The organism is Halobacillus dabanensis (assembly GCF_900114165.1).
GTDB lineage: Bacteria > Bacillota > Bacilli > Bacillales > Halobacillaceae > Halobacillus > Halobacillus dabanensis.
Genome location: NZ_FOSB01000002.1, coordinates 257,462 through 277,322, shown reverse-complemented (window position 1 = coordinate 277,322; position 19,861 = coordinate 257,462). Strand labels below are relative to the sequence as shown.

At 40.9% G+C, this 19,861-nt stretch carries 22 protein-coding genes; 21 read left to right on the top strand and 1 reads right to left on the bottom strand.

Features of this window, described 5'->3' with window-relative positions:
- Positions 1-70: 70 nt before the first annotated feature.
- Complete coding sequence (locus BMZ58_RS04565) at positions 71-1,261, bottom strand: S8 family peptidase (RefSeq protein WP_075035378.1); 1,191 nt, start codon at positions 1,259-1,261, stop codon at positions 71-73.
- 983 nt (positions 1,262-2,244) lie between these two features.
- On the opposite strand from BMZ58_RS04565, the gene gvpQ reads away from it, so the two are divergent.
- From gvpQ to BMZ58_RS04460, 21 genes are all read left to right on the top strand, one after another.
- Positions 2,245-2,778 (top strand): gas vesicle protein GvpQ, encoded by a 534-nt coding sequence (gvpQ, locus tag BMZ58_RS04560; RefSeq protein ID WP_075035377.1) that lies wholly within the window; start codon positions 2,245-2,247, stop codon positions 2,776-2,778.
- 21 nt (positions 2,779-2,799) lie between these two features.
- Positions 2,800-3,090, top strand: coding sequence for a gas vesicle structural protein GvpA (gene gvpA, locus BMZ58_RS04555; protein WP_075035376.1), 291 nt, complete (start codon positions 2,800-2,802; stop codon positions 3,088-3,090).
- Between the two features lie 96 nt (positions 3,091-3,186).
- Complete coding sequence (gene gvpO / locus BMZ58_RS04550; protein ID WP_075035375.1) at positions 3,187-3,447, top strand: gas vesicle protein GvpO; 261 nt, start codon at positions 3,187-3,189, stop codon at positions 3,445-3,447.
- A gap of 13 nt (positions 3,448-3,460) precedes the next feature.
- Positions 3,461-4,366 (top strand): gas vesicle protein GvpN, encoded by a 906-nt coding sequence (gvpN, locus tag BMZ58_RS04545; RefSeq protein ID WP_075035374.1) that lies wholly within the window; start codon positions 3,461-3,463, stop codon positions 4,364-4,366.
- Positions 4,367-4,379: 13 nt separating this feature from the next.
- Complete coding sequence (locus BMZ58_RS04540; RefSeq protein WP_075035373.1) at positions 4,380-5,141, top strand: GvpL/GvpF family gas vesicle protein; 762 nt, start codon at positions 4,380-4,382, stop codon at positions 5,139-5,141.
- Positions 5,138-5,392, top strand: a complete 255-nt coding sequence (locus tag BMZ58_RS04535; protein ID WP_075035372.1) for a gas vesicle protein GvpG — start codon at positions 5,138-5,140, stop codon at positions 5,390-5,392. The genes BMZ58_RS04540 and BMZ58_RS04535 overlap by 4 nt, the downstream gene beginning before the upstream one ends.
- 13 nt (positions 5,393-5,405) lie before the next feature.
- Complete coding sequence (locus BMZ58_RS04530) at positions 5,406-6,224, top strand: GvpL/GvpF family gas vesicle protein (protein WP_075035371.1); 819 nt, start codon at positions 5,406-5,408, stop codon at positions 6,222-6,224.
- A complete protein-coding gene (locus BMZ58_RS04525; protein ID WP_075035370.1) occupies positions 6,225-6,488 on the top strand; it encodes a gas vesicle protein in 264 nt (87 codons plus the stop codon). It begins immediately after the preceding gene.
- Entirely contained in the window at positions 6,469-6,768 is a 300-nt protein-coding gene (locus tag BMZ58_RS04520; RefSeq protein WP_075035369.1) for a gas vesicle protein K, read from the top strand. Before BMZ58_RS04525 ends, BMZ58_RS04520 begins: the two co-directional genes overlap by 20 nt.
- A gap of 16 nt (positions 6,769-6,784) precedes the next feature.
- Positions 6,785-7,099, top strand: coding sequence for a gas vesicle protein (locus BMZ58_RS04515; protein WP_075035368.1), 315 nt, complete (start codon positions 6,785-6,787; stop codon positions 7,097-7,099).
- A gap of 58 nt (positions 7,100-7,157) precedes the next feature.
- On the top strand, positions 7,158-7,931 hold the full coding sequence (locus tag BMZ58_RS04510; RefSeq protein ID WP_075035367.1) for a YtxH domain-containing protein: 774 nt from the start codon (positions 7,158-7,160) through the stop codon (positions 7,929-7,931).
- 29 nt (positions 7,932-7,960) lie between these two features.
- The gene (gvpU, locus tag BMZ58_RS04505; protein ID WP_075035366.1) at positions 7,961-8,320 is read left to right on the top strand and encodes a gas vesicle accessory protein GvpU; all 360 of its coding nucleotides are present in this window, start codon (positions 7,961-7,963) and stop codon (positions 8,318-8,320) included.
- Between the two features lie 147 nt (positions 8,321-8,467).
- Complete coding sequence (locus BMZ58_RS04500) at positions 8,468-9,601, top strand: acyltransferase (RefSeq protein WP_075035365.1); 1,134 nt, start codon at positions 8,468-8,470, stop codon at positions 9,599-9,601.
- Between the two features lie 147 nt (positions 9,602-9,748).
- Positions 9,749-11,485 (top strand): carbon starvation CstA family protein, encoded by a 1,737-nt coding sequence (locus BMZ58_RS04495; protein ID WP_075035364.1) that lies wholly within the window; start codon positions 9,749-9,751, stop codon positions 11,483-11,485.
- A gap of 468 nt (positions 11,486-11,953) precedes the next feature.
- Positions 11,954-12,217: a cory-CC-star protein gene (locus BMZ58_RS04490; protein WP_075035625.1), complete on the top strand. Its 264-nt coding sequence runs from the start codon at positions 11,954-11,956 to the stop codon at positions 12,215-12,217.
- Positions 12,218-12,229: 12 nt separating this feature from the next.
- Entirely contained in the window at positions 12,230-13,183 is a 954-nt protein-coding gene (locus tag BMZ58_RS04485) for an ArsA family ATPase (protein WP_075035363.1), read from the top strand.
- Between the two features lie 308 nt (positions 13,184-13,491).
- Complete coding sequence (locus tag BMZ58_RS04480; protein ID WP_075035362.1) at positions 13,492-15,570, top strand: LTA synthase family protein; 2,079 nt, start codon at positions 13,492-13,494, stop codon at positions 15,568-15,570.
- A gap of 245 nt (positions 15,571-15,815) precedes the next feature.
- Complete coding sequence (locus tag BMZ58_RS04475; protein ID WP_075035361.1) at positions 15,816-16,514, top strand: ABC transporter ATP-binding protein; 699 nt, start codon at positions 15,816-15,818, stop codon at positions 16,512-16,514.
- Entirely contained in the window at positions 16,511-17,863 is a 1,353-nt protein-coding gene (locus BMZ58_RS04470; RefSeq protein WP_075035360.1) for an ABC transporter permease, read from the top strand. The genes BMZ58_RS04475 and BMZ58_RS04470 overlap by 4 nt, the downstream gene beginning before the upstream one ends.
- Before the next feature lie 252 nt (positions 17,864-18,115).
- Positions 18,116-19,129, top strand: coding sequence for an SEC-C domain-containing protein (locus BMZ58_RS04465; protein ID WP_075035359.1), 1,014 nt, complete (start codon positions 18,116-18,118; stop codon positions 19,127-19,129).
- Between the two features lie 198 nt (positions 19,130-19,327).
- On the top strand, positions 19,328-19,789 hold the full coding sequence (locus BMZ58_RS04460) for a hypothetical protein (protein WP_075035358.1): 462 nt from the start codon (positions 19,328-19,330) through the stop codon (positions 19,787-19,789).
- Positions 19,790-19,861: the final 72 nt, after the last annotated feature.

Sequence of the window (19,861 nt, the reverse complement as noted above, 5' to 3'; positions counted from 1 at the left end):
TTTTCCATGGATAAAGAACATACGGCGAGTCATGTCTTGGTGGACAAGGCACTCGCGGTTTTATATGTGATTAATAGTTCACAGCATCATAAGAGTTGATCAAGCCATGTTCTGTGTAGTAGCCCGTACCATAGATAGAGTCAGCTGTCTGTTCGATTGCTGCACGTATGTTTGCATTGGAACGACCTTGCGATGCCAGCAACCCAGCAAGTCCAGCGACGTGTGGGGAAGCCATTGAGGTTCCGGACATGTAAGCATATCCACCATTAGGAACGGTGGAAGCAATATCGACACCAGGCGCAGTTACGTCTACCCATGTACCATAGTTGGAGAACGATGCTTTGTTATTATATCGATCTACTGCACCAACGGCGATGACATTATTATAGGAAGCTGGCTCAAAAGTTGTAGAAACTCCATCGTTACCTGCCGCTGCTATGATGACAGATCCTTGATTCCAAGCATAATCAACAGCATCCTCAAGTGTTTGCGTATCGCAATCACATCCTAAAGAAAGGTTGATGACTTCCGCACCGGCGTCCGCAGAGTAACGGATGGCATCAGCAATATCATTCAGAGAACCATTACCATCAGCATTTAGTGCCCGGACGGCTAAAATCTTCGTCTCCGGTGCCATTCCGGCTACACCTGCTCCATTGTTTGTTTCAGCAGCAGCGGTACCGGCAACGTGTGTCCCGTGATTATTTAAATCCATAGGGTCATAGTCATTATCAACGAAGTCATAGCCTTTAATCGTTTTGTCATCTAGATCTGGATGGTTGTAGTCAACCCCAGAGTCGATGATCGCAATCTCCTGGCTGCTAGTGCCACGAGTTAGATCCCAGGCTGCTTCCGTATCTGTATTTTGTGGACCATATTGGTATCCACTATAGTAAGTATCATTTGGTGACCATGTTGCTTCGAAAAGGTAGTTCGGTTCCGCGTATTCAACATTCGGGTTTTTGTTCAACGCTTTAACCACCGCATCTACATTTCCGACTTTAAGTACTTTAACCTTTGAATCTACCACTTTACTTTCTTCCAGATCTTCGGCTCCGAATTTTTCAAGCTGTTTATCATTCAGAGATTTTCCATTTTTGAACTTAACGACAACTTCACCTTTGGCGTACGCTCCTTTTTCTTCTTGTACCTTCACTTCGTTTAAAGACTCCGGCTCTGAATCCGCGAATACCTGACCTGTGGTTGGCAAGATGGCAAGTGACGCTGCGAGTGACAATGTTGCTAGTTTTTTAAACTTCAAAACTATTCCTCCTTTAAAAAGATATATTCTATGAATTCGGAGATTTATGTCGATTCCCTGCTAAATCGGGGTTGGGATAGAGAGGGAAATTTGCCCCCCTTTAAAGTGGGTTTTTCGATTGGATATTCCCAAGTTGAAACGAAAGAAAAGGGTCTTTTTATTCATATAAATGACAGATAATAGAAAGTTTTAAATGAAGCTTCTACAAAATGGCAGTATTTTAGAAGACTCAGTTTCGAGACTTTTGTTTAAGTGGATGGGGCTGCGGGGAATGGGTCGCTTTCCATGGGGTGGGCGCTGAGCCTCCTCAGGCTTCGCCTTCCGGGGTCTCACCTGTCCCACACGCCCCATAGGAGTCTCGCCATTATCCTCCGCCCCTTTGCCATATCAGTGTCTCGAAACCACTTCTGGGGGAACTCTGCTTGTATGCTCAAGCGAAGGGGATAATATAAATCGCCCCAATAGTCATTACAAGCGTCACAGTTTGAAATAGAGCGCTTTATATCTACTTATGAGTGAGAGGAAGACTCCATCTTAGTAGAAGGATTCGTTTCTCACCTCCATCGTATGGGGTGGTGGGGAAGCTGGGAGACTCCCGTGGGAGAAGGAGGTAGGCGAGATCCCACAGGGCGATAGCCCGAGGAAGCTCGCCAGTTCCCCCACAGGAAAGCGAGTAGCTTCCCAACCACCCCTGACTCCTAATATGGCAAACGAATCCCCGGATTATCTCAAAAATGAATCTTCAAGAATAGGGAGCTTTTATTGAAGGGAAGGTTTGATTTTAATTAAATTGTTATTTTTGTAATGAAGAAGTTTTGACGACCATTTCTATAGTCTTATAGATTCAGAGGCTTGTAATAATGAATGTATTTCTTACCATTTTTCATACTTTTTAGCAAGCAAAGGGTTTTATGACGGTGTGTGTGGGAAGTAAGGGTAGAAACCAGCCAAATATCATTTTGCCAAGTAATGGGGTGGTGCTGATGTCTAATTCAGAAAAAGATCAAGAAGAAAGCAAGTCGATCCTTGATCAGGTGGAAGGAGGGTTGAAGAAGTCAGCAGATAAAGTGAAGGACAAAATGCCGAGTTCTGTTTCTAAGGTCATTCAAAAATCGGATGATCCCATAGAAGCGAAAGAGCAGGCGAAGGATGAAATCAGTAAGGAAGCGGGAGATTTTTTCCGGGACCAATTCCAGAAGCAGATGCAATCGAAAATCGGAAACATGAAAGAAGAACTTCAGGAGAAGACTTCTGCTAATGCTGATCACGTCCATGATAAAGCAGAGGAAGCGAAACAGAAAGTGCAAGATCGTCTGTTATCGTTCAGAGAAAAACTGAGTTCTGTAAAGGAAACAGGAAACCAGATTCAAGATTCCCTGCAAACGAAAAATTCTTCAGATGGAAGAGTGAAGGGAGTTCAGGATATTAAAGGAGTCTCCCATATTAAAAGTGCCTCTTCCATTAAAAGCTCAAAAGATATCAAAGGTCTTTCCAGTATCAAAACATACCATTCGTGACAAAAGGAAGGAGAATGAAAAATGGCTATTCAAAAATCAACCGATAGTTCTAGTTTAGCTGAAGTTGTTGACCGTATTTTAGATAAAGGGATTGTCATTGATGCTTTCGCCCGTGTTTCTGTTGTGGGTATTGAACTGATTACAGTAGAAGCGAGAGTCGTCATCGCCAGTGTGGACACATGGCTCAGATATGCAGAGGCTGTCGGATTGCTGCGTGATGAAGTGGAAGATGAAGGTCTTGGAGGTCGTCTTGCGGAACAGGAGTCTGCTTCTTCCCAGTCTTCTGGTGATCGTGGTGAATTCAGTATTTAATCATTGGAAAGAAGAAGGGGATCCACTTACTCAGCGAGGTCCCCTTGCTTCTTCTATAAGATATGAGTCCATAGAAAAAGAGAGGGATGCAGCAGCATGAAGGTTTTGAATGAAGTCTCAGAATTTTTTAATGAAAACATTGCCCCTCCTCATAAAATCATTTCAGCTAGAAAGAAAGATCAGGAGTGGCGCGTGTTGGTAGAAGTTATCGAAGAGAAGGAATATATGAAAAAGTATGCAAGAGATCAGATGGTTGGTTTATATGAAGTTTTCCTTGATGAAAATATCGAGGTAACGGGATTCTCACGTTTAAGCTTGAGATATCGCAGCGACATTGAAGAACAAGTCGAGCAGTAAGGGAGGGGGACAGTTGACGACATTAAAACAAATAAAACAAAACACCTCTCCGAGTACAAATGTTTATGACCAACCCTTTTACAAAAGCTTGATCCGGCGTTCGTTAAATTATTTATCTGCAGGCTATCCCGTTCACTATACGGGACCTTCAGGCATCGGTAAAACCACTTTAGCCATTCATGTGGCGAAACAAAGGAACAGACCTGTGACATTACTTACAGGGAATAAAGATTTAACGAATGATGATCTTATCGGAGCTTATAAGGGTTACAACCGTAAGAAGCTGAATGATAACTTCGTTAAAACAGTTAGAAAAATCGAAGAAAATGTCACAGAAGATTGGGTGAGTGGTCATCTTTATGAGGCAGTCAAAAATGGTCACACGTTGATCTACGATGAGTTTACGAGGTCCTCCCCGGATACGAATAACTTGTTTCTTTCCGTGCTTGAGGAGAAAGTCCTCCCTTTATATGGATCAAAAAGCAAGCAGTCACATATTCGTGTACACCCTGATTTCCGAGTGGTGTTTACGAGTAATCCTGCCGAGTATGTCGGGGTATATGACACTCAGGATGCGTTGATGGACCGGATGATATCCATCCCTCTTGACCATATGACCGAAGAGGCAGAGATCGCAGTCGTCATGGAACGGACAGGAATCCGCCAGGAAAAAGCGGAAGCGATCGTCCAGTTTATAAGGGGATTGAACCAAATGGTACAGAGAAATGAAGTACCACTAAGTTTACGTGCGTCGATCATGATTGCAGATATCGCTAGACAAACAGGGATTTCTATCGACGGAAACAATGAAGAGTTTCAGAATCTATGTTTAGATTTGACGTATTTTTCATTTGTTACAAGTGAAATGGATGAAAAGAAAGTGAAAGAAACGATTCTGACTCAGTGTAAGAAGATATAGGAGGAAATTATTTATGGCTGAGGATATAGGTATTTATGTATTCTGTTGTATTCAAACTGAGCAAGAAAAACATTTTGGAACGATTGATTTTGAAGGAGAAGAAAGAGAGATTTTCACTGTTCATTATAAAGACGCAGCAATGGTAGCAGTGGAAGCCCCCATTAAAATCTATCACCCGAAGAAAAATGCGTTATTTACCCATCAGCAAGTCATTTCACGAGTGATGGAAAGTGAAAGTTCTGTTGTTCCCATCAGTTTCGGAAATGTATTCAACACAAAGGAAGACACGAAAGTACTGATCGAAAACCTTTATCCACAATTGGCGAAGTTGTTTGGGGAAGTAAGAAATAAAATAGAAATCGGCTTGAAGGTTGTTGGCAAAAAAGAATGGCTGGAAGATCAAGTCCAACAAAATGACAAGATCCTTAAACAAAAAGAGACGGTTGCGAATAAGTCTGAAGCGGCTGGATATTTTGATCGTATCCAACTTGGTGAAATGGCGCGTGATTTCTTTACCAAAATCCAACAAGATGTCGAAGAGAATATTCATACCCCTCTTGTAGAATTATCTGAAGCTGCCAAAGTGAATGAAACGATAGGAGAAAAAATGCTTCTAAATGGAGCTTATTTGATCGATCGGGATCGGGAGGAAGCGTTTGATGAGCGGGTGAATGAGCTTCATGAGAAGTGGAAGGATTATGTGGATTTCAAGTACACCGGACCATGGCCTGCCTATAACTTCATTAATATTAAATTGAAAGTGGAAGCTTCATGATTCATAAGTTATTCACTTCCCCGATCAATCTAATAAAAAAGGTTGGCGAGCATGTCAAAGAAGAAGTGGATAAGGAAATGTATGATCTGGAACATATTCAGAAAAAGCTGATCCAGTTGCAGATGATGTATGAATTGGAGGAAATCTCTGAGGAGTTTTATGAGCAGCAAGAAGAGGAATTGCTCGTTCGATACGAGGTGGCCAAAAAGCTTGAGATGGAGCAATGGGAGCATTTGACGAAAAGGGGATAGGGAGTTTTTTATCATGGCAAGATTACTTTATTTATATGGAATCGCCTTGAAAGACGAAGTGGAAGACAAAGAGTTTTCCCAAATGAAAACCATCGACGGAAAGAATAATGTGGAAGTAATCGCATATGGAGAGTGCGCCGCAATTGTAAGTCCTGTCGAAGTGGAAGAATTCGGTGAAGAAGTGTTGGAAGTCAAGACGAACCAGATGGATTGGGTCCAGGAGAAAGCCTATCTTCACCACGAAATATTAATGGAACTGAAAGAAATGGCGACACTCATTCCGATGAAATTTTGTACCATTTTAGAAAGTGAAACGAGTTTAGAGAAAAAAATGGATGCTCACGAAACGGAATGGGCCATACTTCTGCAAAAACTATCAGGTAAAGAAGAATGGAATGTGAAAATATATAATCATCCAGGTCAATTAAAAGAACAGGTCGCAGAGCATCATCCAGATATTCAAAAAAAGCGGGAGGAAATCTCTCAAATGTCTAAGGGGATGCAATATTTACAAAAAAAGAAACTGGATCAGTTCATTGATGAACAAGTAGTTCAAGAACAACAATCCTATGTCAACCAAATACATAGGGACTGGAGTGACCTATGTGAAGAAACTGCAGAGAAAAAGGTTTGGAATAAAAGTGTGACAGGCAAAGAGGAAGACATGTGCTGGAACTGCGCTTACCTGATTGATAAGGAACAAGTGGAAAAATTTCTAAGCAGTGTGACAAAGGCTAATGAAGAAGGAGAATCCACCGGGTGGCACATTGAGGTTACAGGCCCATGGCCGGTTTATCACTTTTCAACCCTCTCCAAAAGTGAGGTGGAATAAGTGTCCCATCGGGAAAATTTTGTAAATAGAGAAATTGCACTAATAGATATTTTAGATACCGTCCTTGATAAAGGGGTAGCCATCAAAGGAGATATTGTTATTTCCATTGCAGGCATCGACCTCGTGTATTTAGATTTGAAGGTTTTGATCTCGTCTGTGGAAACACTTGTGCAATCCGCACAGGATGATCTGGTCAGTTCGTTAAGTTCAGAAAATATGGATAGGGAAAAGGAGGCGTTAGCACGTGCCACAGAAAGATCTTGAACATCAGCCTCTTAAAAGTGGAAGAATAAATTTAGATCCGGATGGAGCGGAACAAGGTCTCGCTCAACTTGTGATGACTGTGATCGAACTGTTGAGACAGTTAGTGGAAAAACAAGCGATCCGACGTGTCGATGGTGGAACATTGACGGAAGACCAAATCGAACAGTTGGGGGTCGCTCTTATGAACCTCGAGGGAAAGATGGACGAGCTTAAAGAAATTTTTGACCTGGAGGATGAAGACCTGAATATCGATTTAGGACCTTTAGGTAACTTGTTATAAGAAGGAGGCGTCACCAATGTCCATCGAACATCCTACCCAATCGAACAGTATTGTCGATGTTTTAGAAACGGTATTAGATAAAGGTGTCGTCATTGCAGGCGATATTAGAGTCGGGTTAGCGGATGTGGAATTACTGACAATTAAAATCCGTTTAATCGTAGCTTCAGTCGATAAAGCCAAGGAAATTGGAATGGACTGGTGGGAAACGGATCCATATTTGAATTCAAAAGCGGCCGAGTCCAATACCGAAGCTCTTGAAAAAGAGAACGAACAACTGCAAAAGCGCATCGAACAATTGGAGAAGAAAATGAACCAGACTTATGAACGGTGAGGGAGAAATCTCTTAGACGAATCTAAGAAACTTATAAAATGAATAAGGAGAGATAAGGATGAGTGAAGCGAAAACAGAGCTGAACACACAGCAAAGCAAGGAAAACGAGCAGAACAAGAGTGAAAATAAAAAGAATAGCAAGGTGACGAGGGCAATCGTAGGAGGAGTCGTTGGAGCGGCAGCGGGCTTATTTATGAAACCGAGTAAAGCCGGTGAAGCTGGTGAGGCTGTAAAAGAAAAAGCGGGCAAAGCTGAGGATAAGTTGAAAGATTGGAAGAATCAAACGAAAGATAAGACAGGGGAACTCACTCAAAACGTAAAAGACAAAGTTAAGAAGGGTTCGAACTCTAGTGAAAAAGAAGAGTCCAATGAGAAGACATCGACGCTAGAAGGTACAGATCTTTCTCAGAAACAACAGGAATCTTCTGTGGGAGAAACATCCGCAACGGAAGAAGAAGTACAATTAAAGGAAAAGGAGCAACCTAAGGGAGAAGTTCAATCAGAGGAAGAGGAGCAACCTAAGGGAGAAGTTCAAACAGAGGAAGAGGGTCAGCCTAAGGGAGAAGTTCAAACAGAGGAAGAGGGTCAGCCTAAGGGAGAAGTTCCAACAGAGGAAGAGGGTCAGCCTAAGGGAGAAGTTCCAACAGAGGAAGAGGAACAGTCTAAGGGAGAAGCTCAACCAAAGGAAGAAGCACAATCCTCAGCAGATAACTCTAATCCGGACAACCAAAATGAATCCAATGATGTTGAGGAAGAAAATCAGGAGAAACAACAAGCAGAAGCAAGCCAGGGAAAAACGAAATTGACTGTCAACGATGATACGACCAAATAAAAACAATCCAAAAAGGAGCGTGGGATTAGATGGATAACATTTTAAGAAACTTTGTAAAAGCAGCGAACAAGGGAGATTTTTCTTTAGACATTACCCTGAATCTCCATGGTGCTCTAATTACCGGTACAACCGTTTCCGCCCAGAAATATTTGCAGTCATTGAGCGGGACATTTGAGGGTGGGGATGAAATAGCCCAAGAGTTAAGTCGGAAACTTTCTCAAGCGAGTGAAGCGAATTTTTCTCAAGAAGAGGTTCAGTATATCCATTTGGAAAATGCACAAGTTTACAATGGGGATGCTCAACCTACTCCTTCGGAAGGAACGTTTTACTGGCGTGGGAAATTGGACGAAGTGGATGGTTTTTTCTTAGGTAAAATTGATAACACGTAAGAAGTGTTCCTTCATCCTATGGAGGAAATTTTTCACTCTGATATTACAGTAATATAATAATAGATAACAAAATCAAAAAAATTATTAAAATCGAGCTAGACCATGGTAAGATAAGGAGAGTTTATCATAATAAAAAGGATGTTTTTAATGGCTAGAGAAAAAATTGAGTCTATCTTTTTATTGCGACTCTTCGCCATGGTCCTGGTGGTTCTTGTGCATGTCACGGGTACGTATGCTTCCATCTTACCGGCCGACGGTGATGCATTCGCTAAATATCATTTCCTAAATAGAATCATAAGAATAGAGGCAGGAATATTCATTATGATTACGGCAATGGTATTCTTTTATAAATATATTAGTCAAAAAATGGATTGGAATGAGTTAAAGTCTTTTTATAAAAAAAGGGCATTGTATATTGTTGTACCGTATCTTTTGTGGGCAATATTCTATGAAGCTTTTTCCGTTTATATAGGAGCTGTTAGTTTCAATGTCAGCGAGATAGGTATGCGAATCTTAAAAGGGGAATCCTACTACCAGCTTCATTTTATTTTCTTAATTGTGCAATTTTATCTCTTTTTTCCTGCTATTTTATTTGCGGTAAAAAAAATAACGTTCTTCCGAAAGTATTTATGGCTTTTCGGAATTGGAATACAAGTATCCTACTACTTTCTGAACCGTGAATTTCAGTTGATTCCTTTTACTTTCTTTTTTGGTAGTATGGGGCCTTATTTGTTAGGGGCCTGGATTGGAATAAACTTCAAAGAACAAAAACAGAAGATTTATAATTGGTCTACCATTGTATGGACGATTATTGCTGTTATAGCCGGAGTGGCAACTGCTCAGTTATATTACCATCTTTATACCGTATCTTCCTTTTATTTGCCAGGTTGGGCTTACTTATTAGTAAATCTGGCTTATATGGTGGTTGGAAGCTATGTGATGTTCCGTTTAATGGAAATGACTGCACGCAAATGGCAATTCCTCATGCCATACGTAAAAAACATAGCAGTTTATTCTTTCGGGTTTTATTTACTTCACCCTATTGTTTTGAAAGTAGTAGCCCAGGTCATTCCAACACCAAGTAATTACTGGTTCCACATTGGGATTTCACTACGATTTTTACTGACCCTATTTTTGTGTTACGTCATCATTTGGCTAACACATCGTTACCTGCCTTTTGCCAGCTTGTTCTTCGGGAAGTTGCCGAATGGAAAACCTGCCTTTTTAGGACTAACACGCTCTGAAAAAAAACAAAATGAAATAAAAGCATCGGCTCAGTAAGAGAGAAGAAAAAACTTCTCTCTTTTTTTGTATTTATTATTATTTTCAGAAAAATCTGTATATAAGATTGAATTTATCGCAAAAAGTAATATATAATACCATTAGTATGTAAACGCATACATTAATGGAGGAATGAGGAGGGATTTTGTGAGTGGTATTTGGTTAGCTGTTGTTGGAGGTCTTGTCTTTTTTCTAGGTTATCGGTATTATTCCAAATTTATTGCGGAAAAGATTTATCGTCTTGATCCGAACTATGTCACACCAGCCCACAAATATAAAGATGGCGTCGATTTTGTCCCGACGAACAAATTTGTATTATGGGGACACCATTTTACTTCGGTAGCGGGAGCAGCACCAATCGTCGGGCCGGCGATTGCTGTTTATTGGGGATGGCTGCCTGCGGTACTTTGGGTATTGCTTGGAACGGTGTTCGCTGCCGGTGTTCATGATTTCGGTACACTCGTTTTATCGGTGAGAAATAAAGGACAATCCATTGGTACCCTTGCAAGTAAGTTGATTGGACAAAAAGCGAAAGTGTTGTTCTTATTCATCATTTTACTCCTTGTCTTGATGGTCAACGCTGTATTTGCCTGGGTTATTGCTAATCTATTTATTTCTTTCCCGGCAAGTGTTTTGTCTGTCTTTATCCAGATTCCATTAGCGGTTTGGATTGGGTATAGTGTTTATAAGAAACAGGGGAACATGCTTTTACCATCCATTGTTGCGCTTGCTGTCATGTATTTGGCTGCCATTGTTGCAAGTTATGTCCCAGCCTTGCAAATCGACCTTGTCCGTTACTTTGGTGGGGAAGGAGCAACGACACTATTCGGTCTTAATGCGACCTCCATGGCCTTTTTCGTTTGGATTGTTGTTTTGATGGTGTATGTTTATATCGCTTCTACGCTTCCAGTTTGGAAGTTGTTACAGCCTCGTGATTACATTAACTCCCATCAGCTGATCGTAGGTCTTGGGCTTCTGTATCTAGGTTTATTATTTACAAACCCGGAAATTACGGCTCCTGTAACGAATGCGTCCGCAGATACGTCCTGGTTCCCACTGTTATTCATTACGATTGCCTGTGGTGCGATTTCAGGTTTCCATGGTCTTGTCTCTTCGGGTACTACATCGAAACAATTGAACAATGAAACAGAAGCACGTTTCGTCGGCTATCTCGGCTCTGTCGGGGAAGGTGCTTTAGCACTTGTGGCAATTATTGCTGTTGTCACGTTCTTCCCGACGGCAGGAGAATTCACAGCGACGTATAGTGGTTTTGCTGAAGCGAGTAATGCAGGGCTGGGTGTTTTCATCCAGGGTGCTGGTCAGCTAGCTTCCGGACTTGGTATCCCCGCTTCTGTTGCAGCGACGATCGTCTCTGTAATTGTTGTCAGTTTCGCTGCAACTACTTTGGATTCTTCGGTTCGATTGATGCGCTATATCATTGCCGAACTAGGGATGGAGTATAAAGTAACCCCTTTAACAAAAACACATGTGGCAACAACGGTCGCTGTTGTTTCCAGTGCTGCTCTTACGTTGATTCCACAAGGTCCAAAAGGTTTCGGTTCCGGTGGTTACCTGCTTTGGCCATTGTTCGGGACATCCAACCAGTTACTTGCAGGAATCAGCTTGCTGCTTGTATCGATTTGGTTGAAACGTCAAGGACGAAACTATATGCCAACGATTATACCAATGGTGTTCCTTATGTTCATGACACTATGGGCGATGATTGTTCAAGTATGGACAGAGTGGGCTCCATGGAATGATGGAAGCGATTGGATGCTGTTCAGTTTCGGAGCGATCATCCTTGTCTTTACGTTCTGGATTTTACTTACCGCTGCTTCGGCGCTTACGGGTAAGAATAATGATTCGATTGAAAAAAGTGCGTAAGGATAAAAAGAAAGCCGATATTTCGGCTTTCTTTTTTCCATCCATGAACGCTAGTCCTTTCTTTAGGTGTGGCTGACTAAAGCAGCCTTTGAAAAGGAGCGTTTTACCTTGAAGGATGTCATGATCATTCGACCGGGAAAAGAAATCGGATTGGGGTGTTGCGGGGGAATTTGTAGCGAACCTGATAGTTTCGTTCCTATGGAAGAGGAATTTGCCCACCATGATAAAGATCGTGATAAATTGGGCGAATGGGATAGAAGAATGGTGATTGGACAAGAGTCTGAATGGAAAGTGGATTATGTTGATTCTAGAAACTTATCAGCCATTGTAGTGTGTTTTGCTAAACATAGGAAGGCTGGAAATATAACTGCCTTCAGTGCTTTACGATCGATAATATTTCGGATGAAGTATAATACATTATTCATCAATGGGGAATGGAAACAAGGAGAGTTGTTAAGGAGGGAAGGTATGGAAACGAAGTTCTCTTTAAAGCGTTTGTTTGAACTGTATGATGAAGTTCTCAGCCTACCGCATAAACAGGAAATTGCGAGGGAGCTGCGTGATGAGGATGACCTTTTCTTATTGATGGTCTATTCTGATATGTTAGGTATTCCGAATCCGGCTTTTTATTATACACTTGAGCTGTATCCGTACATCATAGAGAAATTCCATGATTGGCATTTGCGCATGGGGATGGAAAAATCGCCGCTGGATGGAATTCGGTGCTGCTAGAGGGAGGAAACAATGAAAGACTTACAGAATAGTAAAATCATATTTGTAGGCGGAAAAGGTGGTGTGGGAAAATCCACTTCATCTGCCGCATTAGCTGTCGCTTTTGCTAGTGAGGGCTATCGTACATTAGTCATCTCTACGGATCCTGCTCATAATTTAGGGGACATTTTTCATAAAAAGGTAACCCATGAGAAAACAGTGCTGATGGATAACCTTTGGGGGATTGAAATCGATCCCGCTCATGAGTCGAAGCGGTATATCGCAGGAGTGAAAGACAACTTGGAAGGGCTCGTGAAATCGAAAATGGTAGAAGAGGTGCACAGACAAATTGATATGGCCAGTGCCTCTCCGGGGGCTGACGAATCAGCGTTGTTCGATCGACTGATTTCTATCATATTAGATGAATCCGCTCATTTTGATAAGATTGTTTTTGATACGGCACCCACAGGCCACACCATCCGCCTGCTAACATTACCTGAGTTGATGAGTGTTTGGATTGATGGAATGCTGGAACGCCGCAAAAAGATCAATGATGACTATACCCAACTTCTGAATGATGGGGACCCAGTGGATGATCCTATTTATGAAGTTTTGCAAAAAAGGAAAGAAAAGTTTTCAGCAGTGCGTGATATTATCTTAGATCCAGGGCAGACGAGCTTTATTTTTGTTCTCATCCCAGAACGTCTTCCGATCATAGAGACAGAACATGCGATGGAAAAATTGGAGAAACATGATTTGAAGGTGAAAACATTGATCGTCAATAAAGTATTGCCGGATCATGCCGATGGTGTTTTCCTCGAAAAGCGACGTAAACAAGAAGAAGTCTATTTGGATGAAATCGATCAGACATTTTCCGAGCAGCAATTAATTAAAATTCCTTTGTTTGAAGAAGATGTATCAGATATGACCAAATTGAAAGGTTTTGCTGATTATATGAAAAATACAATTTTATCAACATCCTCTTGAACACCTAAGACCAGAGTCATGAGCTCTGGTCTAATAATTTGAATGGATTAATAGGGAGAGAAATTTATAGGAATATTACTAGTTTGGAAGGATGTAGGACTTAAAGGAGATATAAACATATAGAGAGAGGTGTACCAGGTCATCCAATATTTGGATGACCTGGTACACCTTTTTTTGGTAGGAGGTTTGTAGTTGTTCCTTACTGGTTATAGGAACAGAGATAGTGATTTACAAAAACATTACAATAATTTACACTGAATTAATAATCTATTTATTTAGTATTAAAAATTGCTATGGAGGTCTTAGGAATGATTAGGAATTTTGCTAAAGGAATTCCGTTTTTATTATTTATCCTTCTATTCTTTATTAATATATATTTGGTAGGAGGGCTTATTACTTTTGGTGATTTGCGCGGTGTAATAGATTGGGCGCAGATCCATACTGCTTCATTAGGAACAGTGATATTTCTATTATCTATACTTTCTTGGGGAGCACTTCTTTATACCTTCTATAAAAAAGGATGGGTAGAACCTGTATATAAGTCTAAAATCTATCGAATTTTTTCTTCTCTTTTACTCTGCTTGTACATCGCTGCCATCAGTGCTTTCCTCATTATTGCTTACCACTTAGGTATTGAAGAATTAGGTGAGACTACGGAGTGGATCCAACAATATCCTGAAAGATTTAGTTTTACTGTTTTCCTATTGGCACTGGTCACATTTGGGTTAATACTAATCATCGGAGAGGCTTATATGGCCTCAGGTTTAGCATTGATTATCTTCTTCCTCATCTCAGTAGCTAACTATTTTAAGAAAGAATTCAGGAATGAACCTTTATTTCCTTATGATTTTGTCCAAATTGGTCAATTGGGGGAAGTGATTCCTATGATTTCAGGAGCTTTTTCCCTGCCAATAGTATTTGCAATTTCACTATGTATCGTGGTAGCGGCTTTCTTATGGTGGAAACTGCCTAAAATTACATTAGGTTGGATTACTAGATTAGTTTTACTTGTCCCAGTTGTCTATCTTGTTTATTCATTTTTCCTTTATGAAGATCGGTTTACGGCTGCTTATTACGAAGAGTATGCCTCTATCATGCCCTGGAACCAACAAAACAACTACTATTACAACGGTCCTGTGATCGGGATGATTTCAAATTTGAAGATTGATGTTGTCCAGAAACCTGATTCCTATAGTGAGCCTGCGATGGAGGAGTCTATGGTCCATGCAGAGGAAACCGATGGAGAAGGTGTAAGTGAAAACAAAGAGACGGTTAAACCGAATATTGTCTTATATATGAATGAGACGTTTTGGGATCCAACCAATCTTGATGTGAAGTTTTCTGAAGATCCTATGCCAAACATCCGAGCATTGATGGATGAGAATCCTGCAGGCACATTTTTCAGTCCTACGTTCGGGGGCGAGACAGCGAACGTTGAATTTGAAGCCTTGACGAGCTTTTCCATGAATTATATCAATCCAGGCGGTAACCCTTTTAATAACTTATTATCTAATAAACCATATCCCTCTTTTGTCTCTTATTTGAATGACAGGGGCTATTATACGGAAGCTATGCACCCGAATGGTGGAAATTTGTATCGCCGCCAAAACGTTTATCCTAATTTAGGATTCGACACATACAAATTCATTGATGATATGACATACACCGAAAAAGATAACAAGCAGTTTGTGTCTGATGAATCGGTAGCTCGTGAGCTATTAGATACTTTGAAAGAAGAAAAAGACCCTTCTTTCGTCCATGCTGTAACCATTGCTAACCATCTTCCGTATGACGCAGACAAGTATGAAGGCGGAAGTACCATTTCTGTGGAGGGTGAAGGGCTTTCCCAAGATTCAAAGACCAGAATCGAGACATACGCAGAAGGTATAAAAAGATCGGATCAAACGTTACAGTGGTTATATGAAGAAATACTAAAGCTTGATGAGCCGACAATCTTAGTGTTCTTTGGTGATCATTTACCGTCGATTGGTGCAAATTTGAAAGCTTTCAAAGAAACCGGCTACGGGGATGAAGAGGACCAACAGACGAATCCGAAATTTTATGAAACGCCACTCTTATTATTATCTAATTACGATTCAGGAATAGAAAAGGACTTAGGTACGATGAGCCCTATTTATTTGGCTCCCTTTATTTCTGAAGAGGTTGGATTGGAAACGCATCGTTTATACGATTTCATGTTGGAAATGAAAGAAGAAATTCCGGCTTTCCGTAACAGGATTTATATGCCTGCTGAGAATGAAGTCGTAGAATCTACAGAAGACTTACCACAATCCACACAGGATATTTTACAAGATTATCATCATTTTCAATATGATGTACTGACAGGTAAGCAGCATGTAGTCGATCAACTTTATACCGAAGAATAGAAAAGCGTCCAGTCAATTAATCTATGTTAAGTAAAGAGTGTTAGTGGAAGCACAGCTAGATGTAAACTCTAGCTGTGCTTCTTTTTTTATACGTGAAATGGAATAATATGTAAGACCTGGTCACCCAAAAATTGGGTAACCAGGTCTTACATATTATTCCATGTTTATTTTGGGAAGAAAAAATGAAATGTTTGGGGGCTTTGTTTCGTCTAGTAGGTAGAGAAAGAAATAAGGAGGAGAAAAAAGTGATTAAAGTGGATAATTTATCCCATTCCTTTTATGTGGGGAAAAAGAATAATCGGCAGGAGGTTCCTGTTTTAAGAGATATTAATCTGGAAATCAATGAAGGAGAGATTGTCTCGGTCGTTGGGCGAAGTGGTTCCGGGAAGTCTACTTTGCTTAATTTAATGAGTGGCTACATCAAACCTACAGAGGGTGATCTTTATATTAAGGGAGAGCGGGTGACAGATTACAAAGAATCCCAGTGGGCTGATTTTCGAGCCGAGCATTTGGGGTTCATTTTTCAAAGCTTTCAATTGATTCCTAGTATGTCCGCCTACCAGAATATTGAATTACCACTAGTAATGAAAGGGGTAGCGGAAAAAGAGAGAAAACAAATGGTCGATATCATGCTGGAAAGAGTAGGCTTGAGTGATTATAGCGATCATTATCCATCAGAACTGTCGGGAGGACAACAACAGCGTGTTTCTGTGGCACGTGCCCTGATTGTCAATCCGCCGATTATATTGGCGGATGAGCCTACAGGCAGTTTGGATCAGGAAACAGAAAAAGAGCTGCTTGATTTCATTCAAAAGTTGAACAAAGAGGAAAACATCACCTTCGTAATCATTACACATGATGAAGAGGTAGCAGAGATAGCGAACCGGACGATAAGGTTGGAAGATGGCAAACTTTTAGCTGATCGAGAGGTGGTGGGGAAATGAGATGGAAAGATCGTTTTAACTTCATAAGGCAAAATATGAAGAAGAACAAGTCCCGTGTATTCATGACTATACTAGCAACTTCGATTGGTTGTGCTTTCTTAATTGTCCTTGCTTCAGTCGGCTTTGGAGCACAGCGGTTTATCGTCAATGATATTATGGCGGATCGGGCGGTGACGGAAGTATCGATTTACGGGAAAGAAGGCGAAAATCCGGAAATTACCGAAGATGATATTGAAGCTTTTCAAGAAATGGAGGATGTCAAAGCTGTCTCCCATAAAATAGCACTACAAAATGAGCCGGCAGTTCTTGTTGATGACTACTCGGGTCCTGCTTCGGTCAGTGCGGTCGATTTTTCTTCTGAGAAAAAAGCGGGGTTGAATCTATCTGAAGGTCGTATGCCGGAAGCGGAAAATGAGGTTCTTATCGGATATCACTTAGATCAATATTTAACGGAAGATAGTGATCCAGAGGAAGATATATATAATGAAGAGGGAGTAGTGAAAGAAGAATATCGGATAGACAAGAGTCTATTGAATGAAACAATACAGTTGGAAGTGGAGCAGTATAAAGAAGATGAGTGGGTAACAGAAACATTCCCTCTTGAGGTAGTGGGAATTATGGAAGAACCGGCAAGAGATTGGCGGAAAAGCAGAGATCTCTATATATCTGAAGGAGTTCTTTCCAATATTGAAGCATTTACCGGAACGGAATATGGAGCACTGATTGATCCGGCGATGAGAGAGGAAGATCGGGAAAGCCTGCAAAGTGAAAGTCAACAACGTACTTACAATGAGGTTCAGGTCATAGCCGATAATATGGAACAGGTGGAAAGTATATCTCAACAATTGAAAGATGAAGGCTACCATATTTATTCTGTAACAGAGGAACTCGACCAAATTAATATCGTTTTTGCTGTTGTAAAAACTGGTTTGATTATCGTCGGTACGATCGCTTTATTGATTGCTTCTATCGGAATTTATAATACGATGTCGATGGCCGTTACCGAACGAACGCAAGACATCGGAATAATGAAAGCAATTGGTGGCCATCCACGGATGATCCGAAGTATTTTCCTGATGGAAAGTGGCTACATCGGCTTGATGGGGGCATTCGTCGGCGTAGCCGTTGCTTATCTTGTCAGTATAGGAATCAATATGGTCTTGCCATTCGTGATTCAACAAGTATTTGACCAAACATTAGATGAAGTTATTCAATTGTCTTATATCCCGCCTTATTTAGCGCTAATTTGTGTTGTATTGAGTATCGGGGTTGCGATGTTGTCAGGATTAAAACCAGCGAAGAAAGCAACAAAAATCGACGTGCTCAGCGCCCTAAGACGTGACGTGTGATTTTTACATTTATTTACAGACCAGGTCATCCAAAATATGGATGACTGGTCTGTTTCTTTAATTTATTCTTCAGTGCTCAGAGATGTGGGCTATTCTTGTTATAAGCAAACCGTTTTACTTATGTGTTCCGTGTCTCCCAGAGCCTTGCGTTTCTTATTTCCTGATTCTTTTTTCCTTGATTTTTTGCATCTTGGTTCAATCTTCGGTACTCTAGTAGAGTTGAACGTTTAGAAGTTAAGAGAGGGATTTTATATGAGTAATGTGAAAAGAAACGACCCATGTCTTTGTGGAAGTGGGAAGAAATATAAGAAATGTTGTATGAATAAAGCGGACCAGGGTATAGGCTCCACTAGTCTACATGAGGAGCTACAAGGACATTATAGCCACTTCATGGCCTATGTGAACCGTAATTACCCGAATGTGACCCCGAACGAAGAGAGGGAAACACAGGAGGAGGAAGTAGAAGCGGCTTTCCGTATGGTGCAGGGGGTCTTTATCGAACACCAGGAAAATGGCGCAACCCTTTATGATGAATTCTTTGCAAAGAAGGAAAATAAAATTGTGCGTCCTGCTACTTTAGCTTCCTTGGAAGCATGGAAATCTCCACTTGCAAGTGTTTTCCAAATTCAAAAGGCCCAGTCTGATCAAACAGTAATGGTCGAGGATGTGTGGAGTGGAGAGCGTTATGAAGTGAAGAGTGACGGCATTCCACTTAAGGAAGAAAATTATCAGCATATGCCTTATTGTATCGGTGTTCTTTTGAAGTGGGGGCCTGTATTCAATTTCGTTCCATTAGCGATTCCGAACTATGAGGAATCCTACCAGTCCTTCAAACAAAAGGTTGAAACGGAATATGAAAGGACAAACCACTCCTTGATTCATGAATATATACAAGAGACGCTCATCGAGCAATTGCGGAGCTGGATGTATATGACCACCCCTGATGATGCTGAGGAAAATGTAGAAATGGAGTCTGGATCGGAACAGAAGGATGAGGTTCTTGACCTGGTGGATGAAGAGTTGAAAACAGAAGCATCTTTCGACCAATTACGTGAAGCTTGGAAGTCCTATAAACAGGATCAAAACCCAACCCTCCGTAAGCCGGAAGTGGTGTCTGCAGCACTAGAACACATTTATCGTACCTCTGGCCGTTTCCGCTCTGAACCTGAAAAAGTGACGAAAAAGGCAGTGGCTACAAAGTATGATGTAAGCCCGAGCAGCATGAGTAAGAGGATCAGTCAAATAGAAGAATATATTGAAAGTTAGTCATAAAAAGCTCAGAGCCTAGATTCTGAGCTTTTTTTATTTCTGGAAAATGGGTCTTAAAGGGTAGTTTTGTAGGAACCGCGTGCGGAAGAGTCATTCCAGAGCTCCTGATAGAATGATACCCTGCTTACCTGCTTTGGGGAGGTTTTACTTTTTTTATCCCCTCTTGCATAACTTAATACAAGGGGAGGGGTGAAGATGAAGAAAAGCAACACACCGAAAATCTTCCTATTGTTTTTATTTCTCGCGCTTGTGGCTGCCATTGCCATCACTTTTTTCATTTTGACGCGACCCAGTCATCAAGCCTCCAATACGGTGGAACAATTTTATGGGTACGAACAACAAGGAAAGTTCTCTGATTCCTGGGAGCTTTTTCATCCTCAAATGAGAGAAAAATTTTCAAAAGGACATTACATACAAGATCGTGCGCATGTGTTCATGAATCACTTCGGTGTGGAGACGTTCGAGTTTACCATTGGGGATATAAAGAAAATCGATCAGTGGAAAATGGAAAAAGGTGCGAAGCCACTGACAAATGTTTATCATACGGTTGTCATCCAAACATTTAAAGGAAAATACGGCCAGTTTCGTTTACATCAGGATCTTTATGTTGTCAAAGAAAAAGAGGAATGGCGAATTTTGTGGGATTATAATAAGTGAATGGATAAGTGGTGGACAGATTTGCGGCATTTTTAGCAAGATAAATGATAACAATGGAACGATCCACTATTA

Coding starts and splice junctions, on each gene's coding strand:
- gvpQ (WP_075035377.1), top strand. CDS start 2,245: ATGTCTAATTCAGAAAAAGATCAAGAAGAAAGCAAGTCGATCCTTGAT.
- gvpA (WP_075035376.1), top strand. CDS start 2,800: ATGGCTATTCAAAAATCAACCGATAGTTCTAGTTTAGCTGAAGTTGTT.
- gvpO (WP_075035375.1), top strand. CDS start 3,187: ATGAAGGTTTTGAATGAAGTCTCAGAATTTTTTAATGAAAACATTGCC.
- BMZ58_RS04540 (WP_075035373.1), top strand. CDS start 4,380: ATGGCTGAGGATATAGGTATTTATGTATTCTGTTGTATTCAAACTGAG.
- BMZ58_RS04535 (WP_075035372.1), top strand. CDS start 5,138: ATGATTCATAAGTTATTCACTTCCCCGATCAATCTAATAAAAAAGGTT.
- BMZ58_RS04530 (WP_075035371.1), top strand. CDS start 5,406: ATGGCAAGATTACTTTATTTATATGGAATCGCCTTGAAAGACGAAGTG.
- BMZ58_RS04515 (WP_075035368.1), top strand. CDS start 6,785: ATGTCCATCGAACATCCTACCCAATCGAACAGTATTGTCGATGTTTTA.
- BMZ58_RS04510 (WP_075035367.1), top strand. CDS start 7,158: ATGAGTGAAGCGAAAACAGAGCTGAACACACAGCAAAGCAAGGAAAAC.
- gvpU (WP_075035366.1), top strand. CDS start 7,961: ATGGATAACATTTTAAGAAACTTTGTAAAAGCAGCGAACAAGGGAGAT.
- BMZ58_RS04500 (WP_075035365.1), top strand. CDS start 8,468: ATGGCTAGAGAAAAAATTGAGTCTATCTTTTTATTGCGACTCTTCGCC.
- BMZ58_RS04490 (WP_075035625.1), top strand. CDS start 11,954: ATGGAAACGAAGTTCTCTTTAAAGCGTTTGTTTGAACTGTATGATGAA.
- BMZ58_RS04485 (WP_075035363.1), top strand. CDS start 12,230: ATGAAAGACTTACAGAATAGTAAAATCATATTTGTAGGCGGAAAAGGT.
- BMZ58_RS04480 (WP_075035362.1), top strand. CDS start 13,492: ATGATTAGGAATTTTGCTAAAGGAATTCCGTTTTTATTATTTATCCTT.
- BMZ58_RS04470 (WP_075035360.1), top strand. CDS start 16,511: ATGAGATGGAAAGATCGTTTTAACTTCATAAGGCAAAATATGAAGAAG.
- BMZ58_RS04465 (WP_075035359.1), top strand. CDS start 18,116: ATGAGTAATGTGAAAAGAAACGACCCATGTCTTTGTGGAAGTGGGAAG.
- BMZ58_RS04460 (WP_075035358.1), top strand. CDS start 19,328: ATGAAGAAAAGCAACACACCGAAAATCTTCCTATTGTTTTTATTTCTC.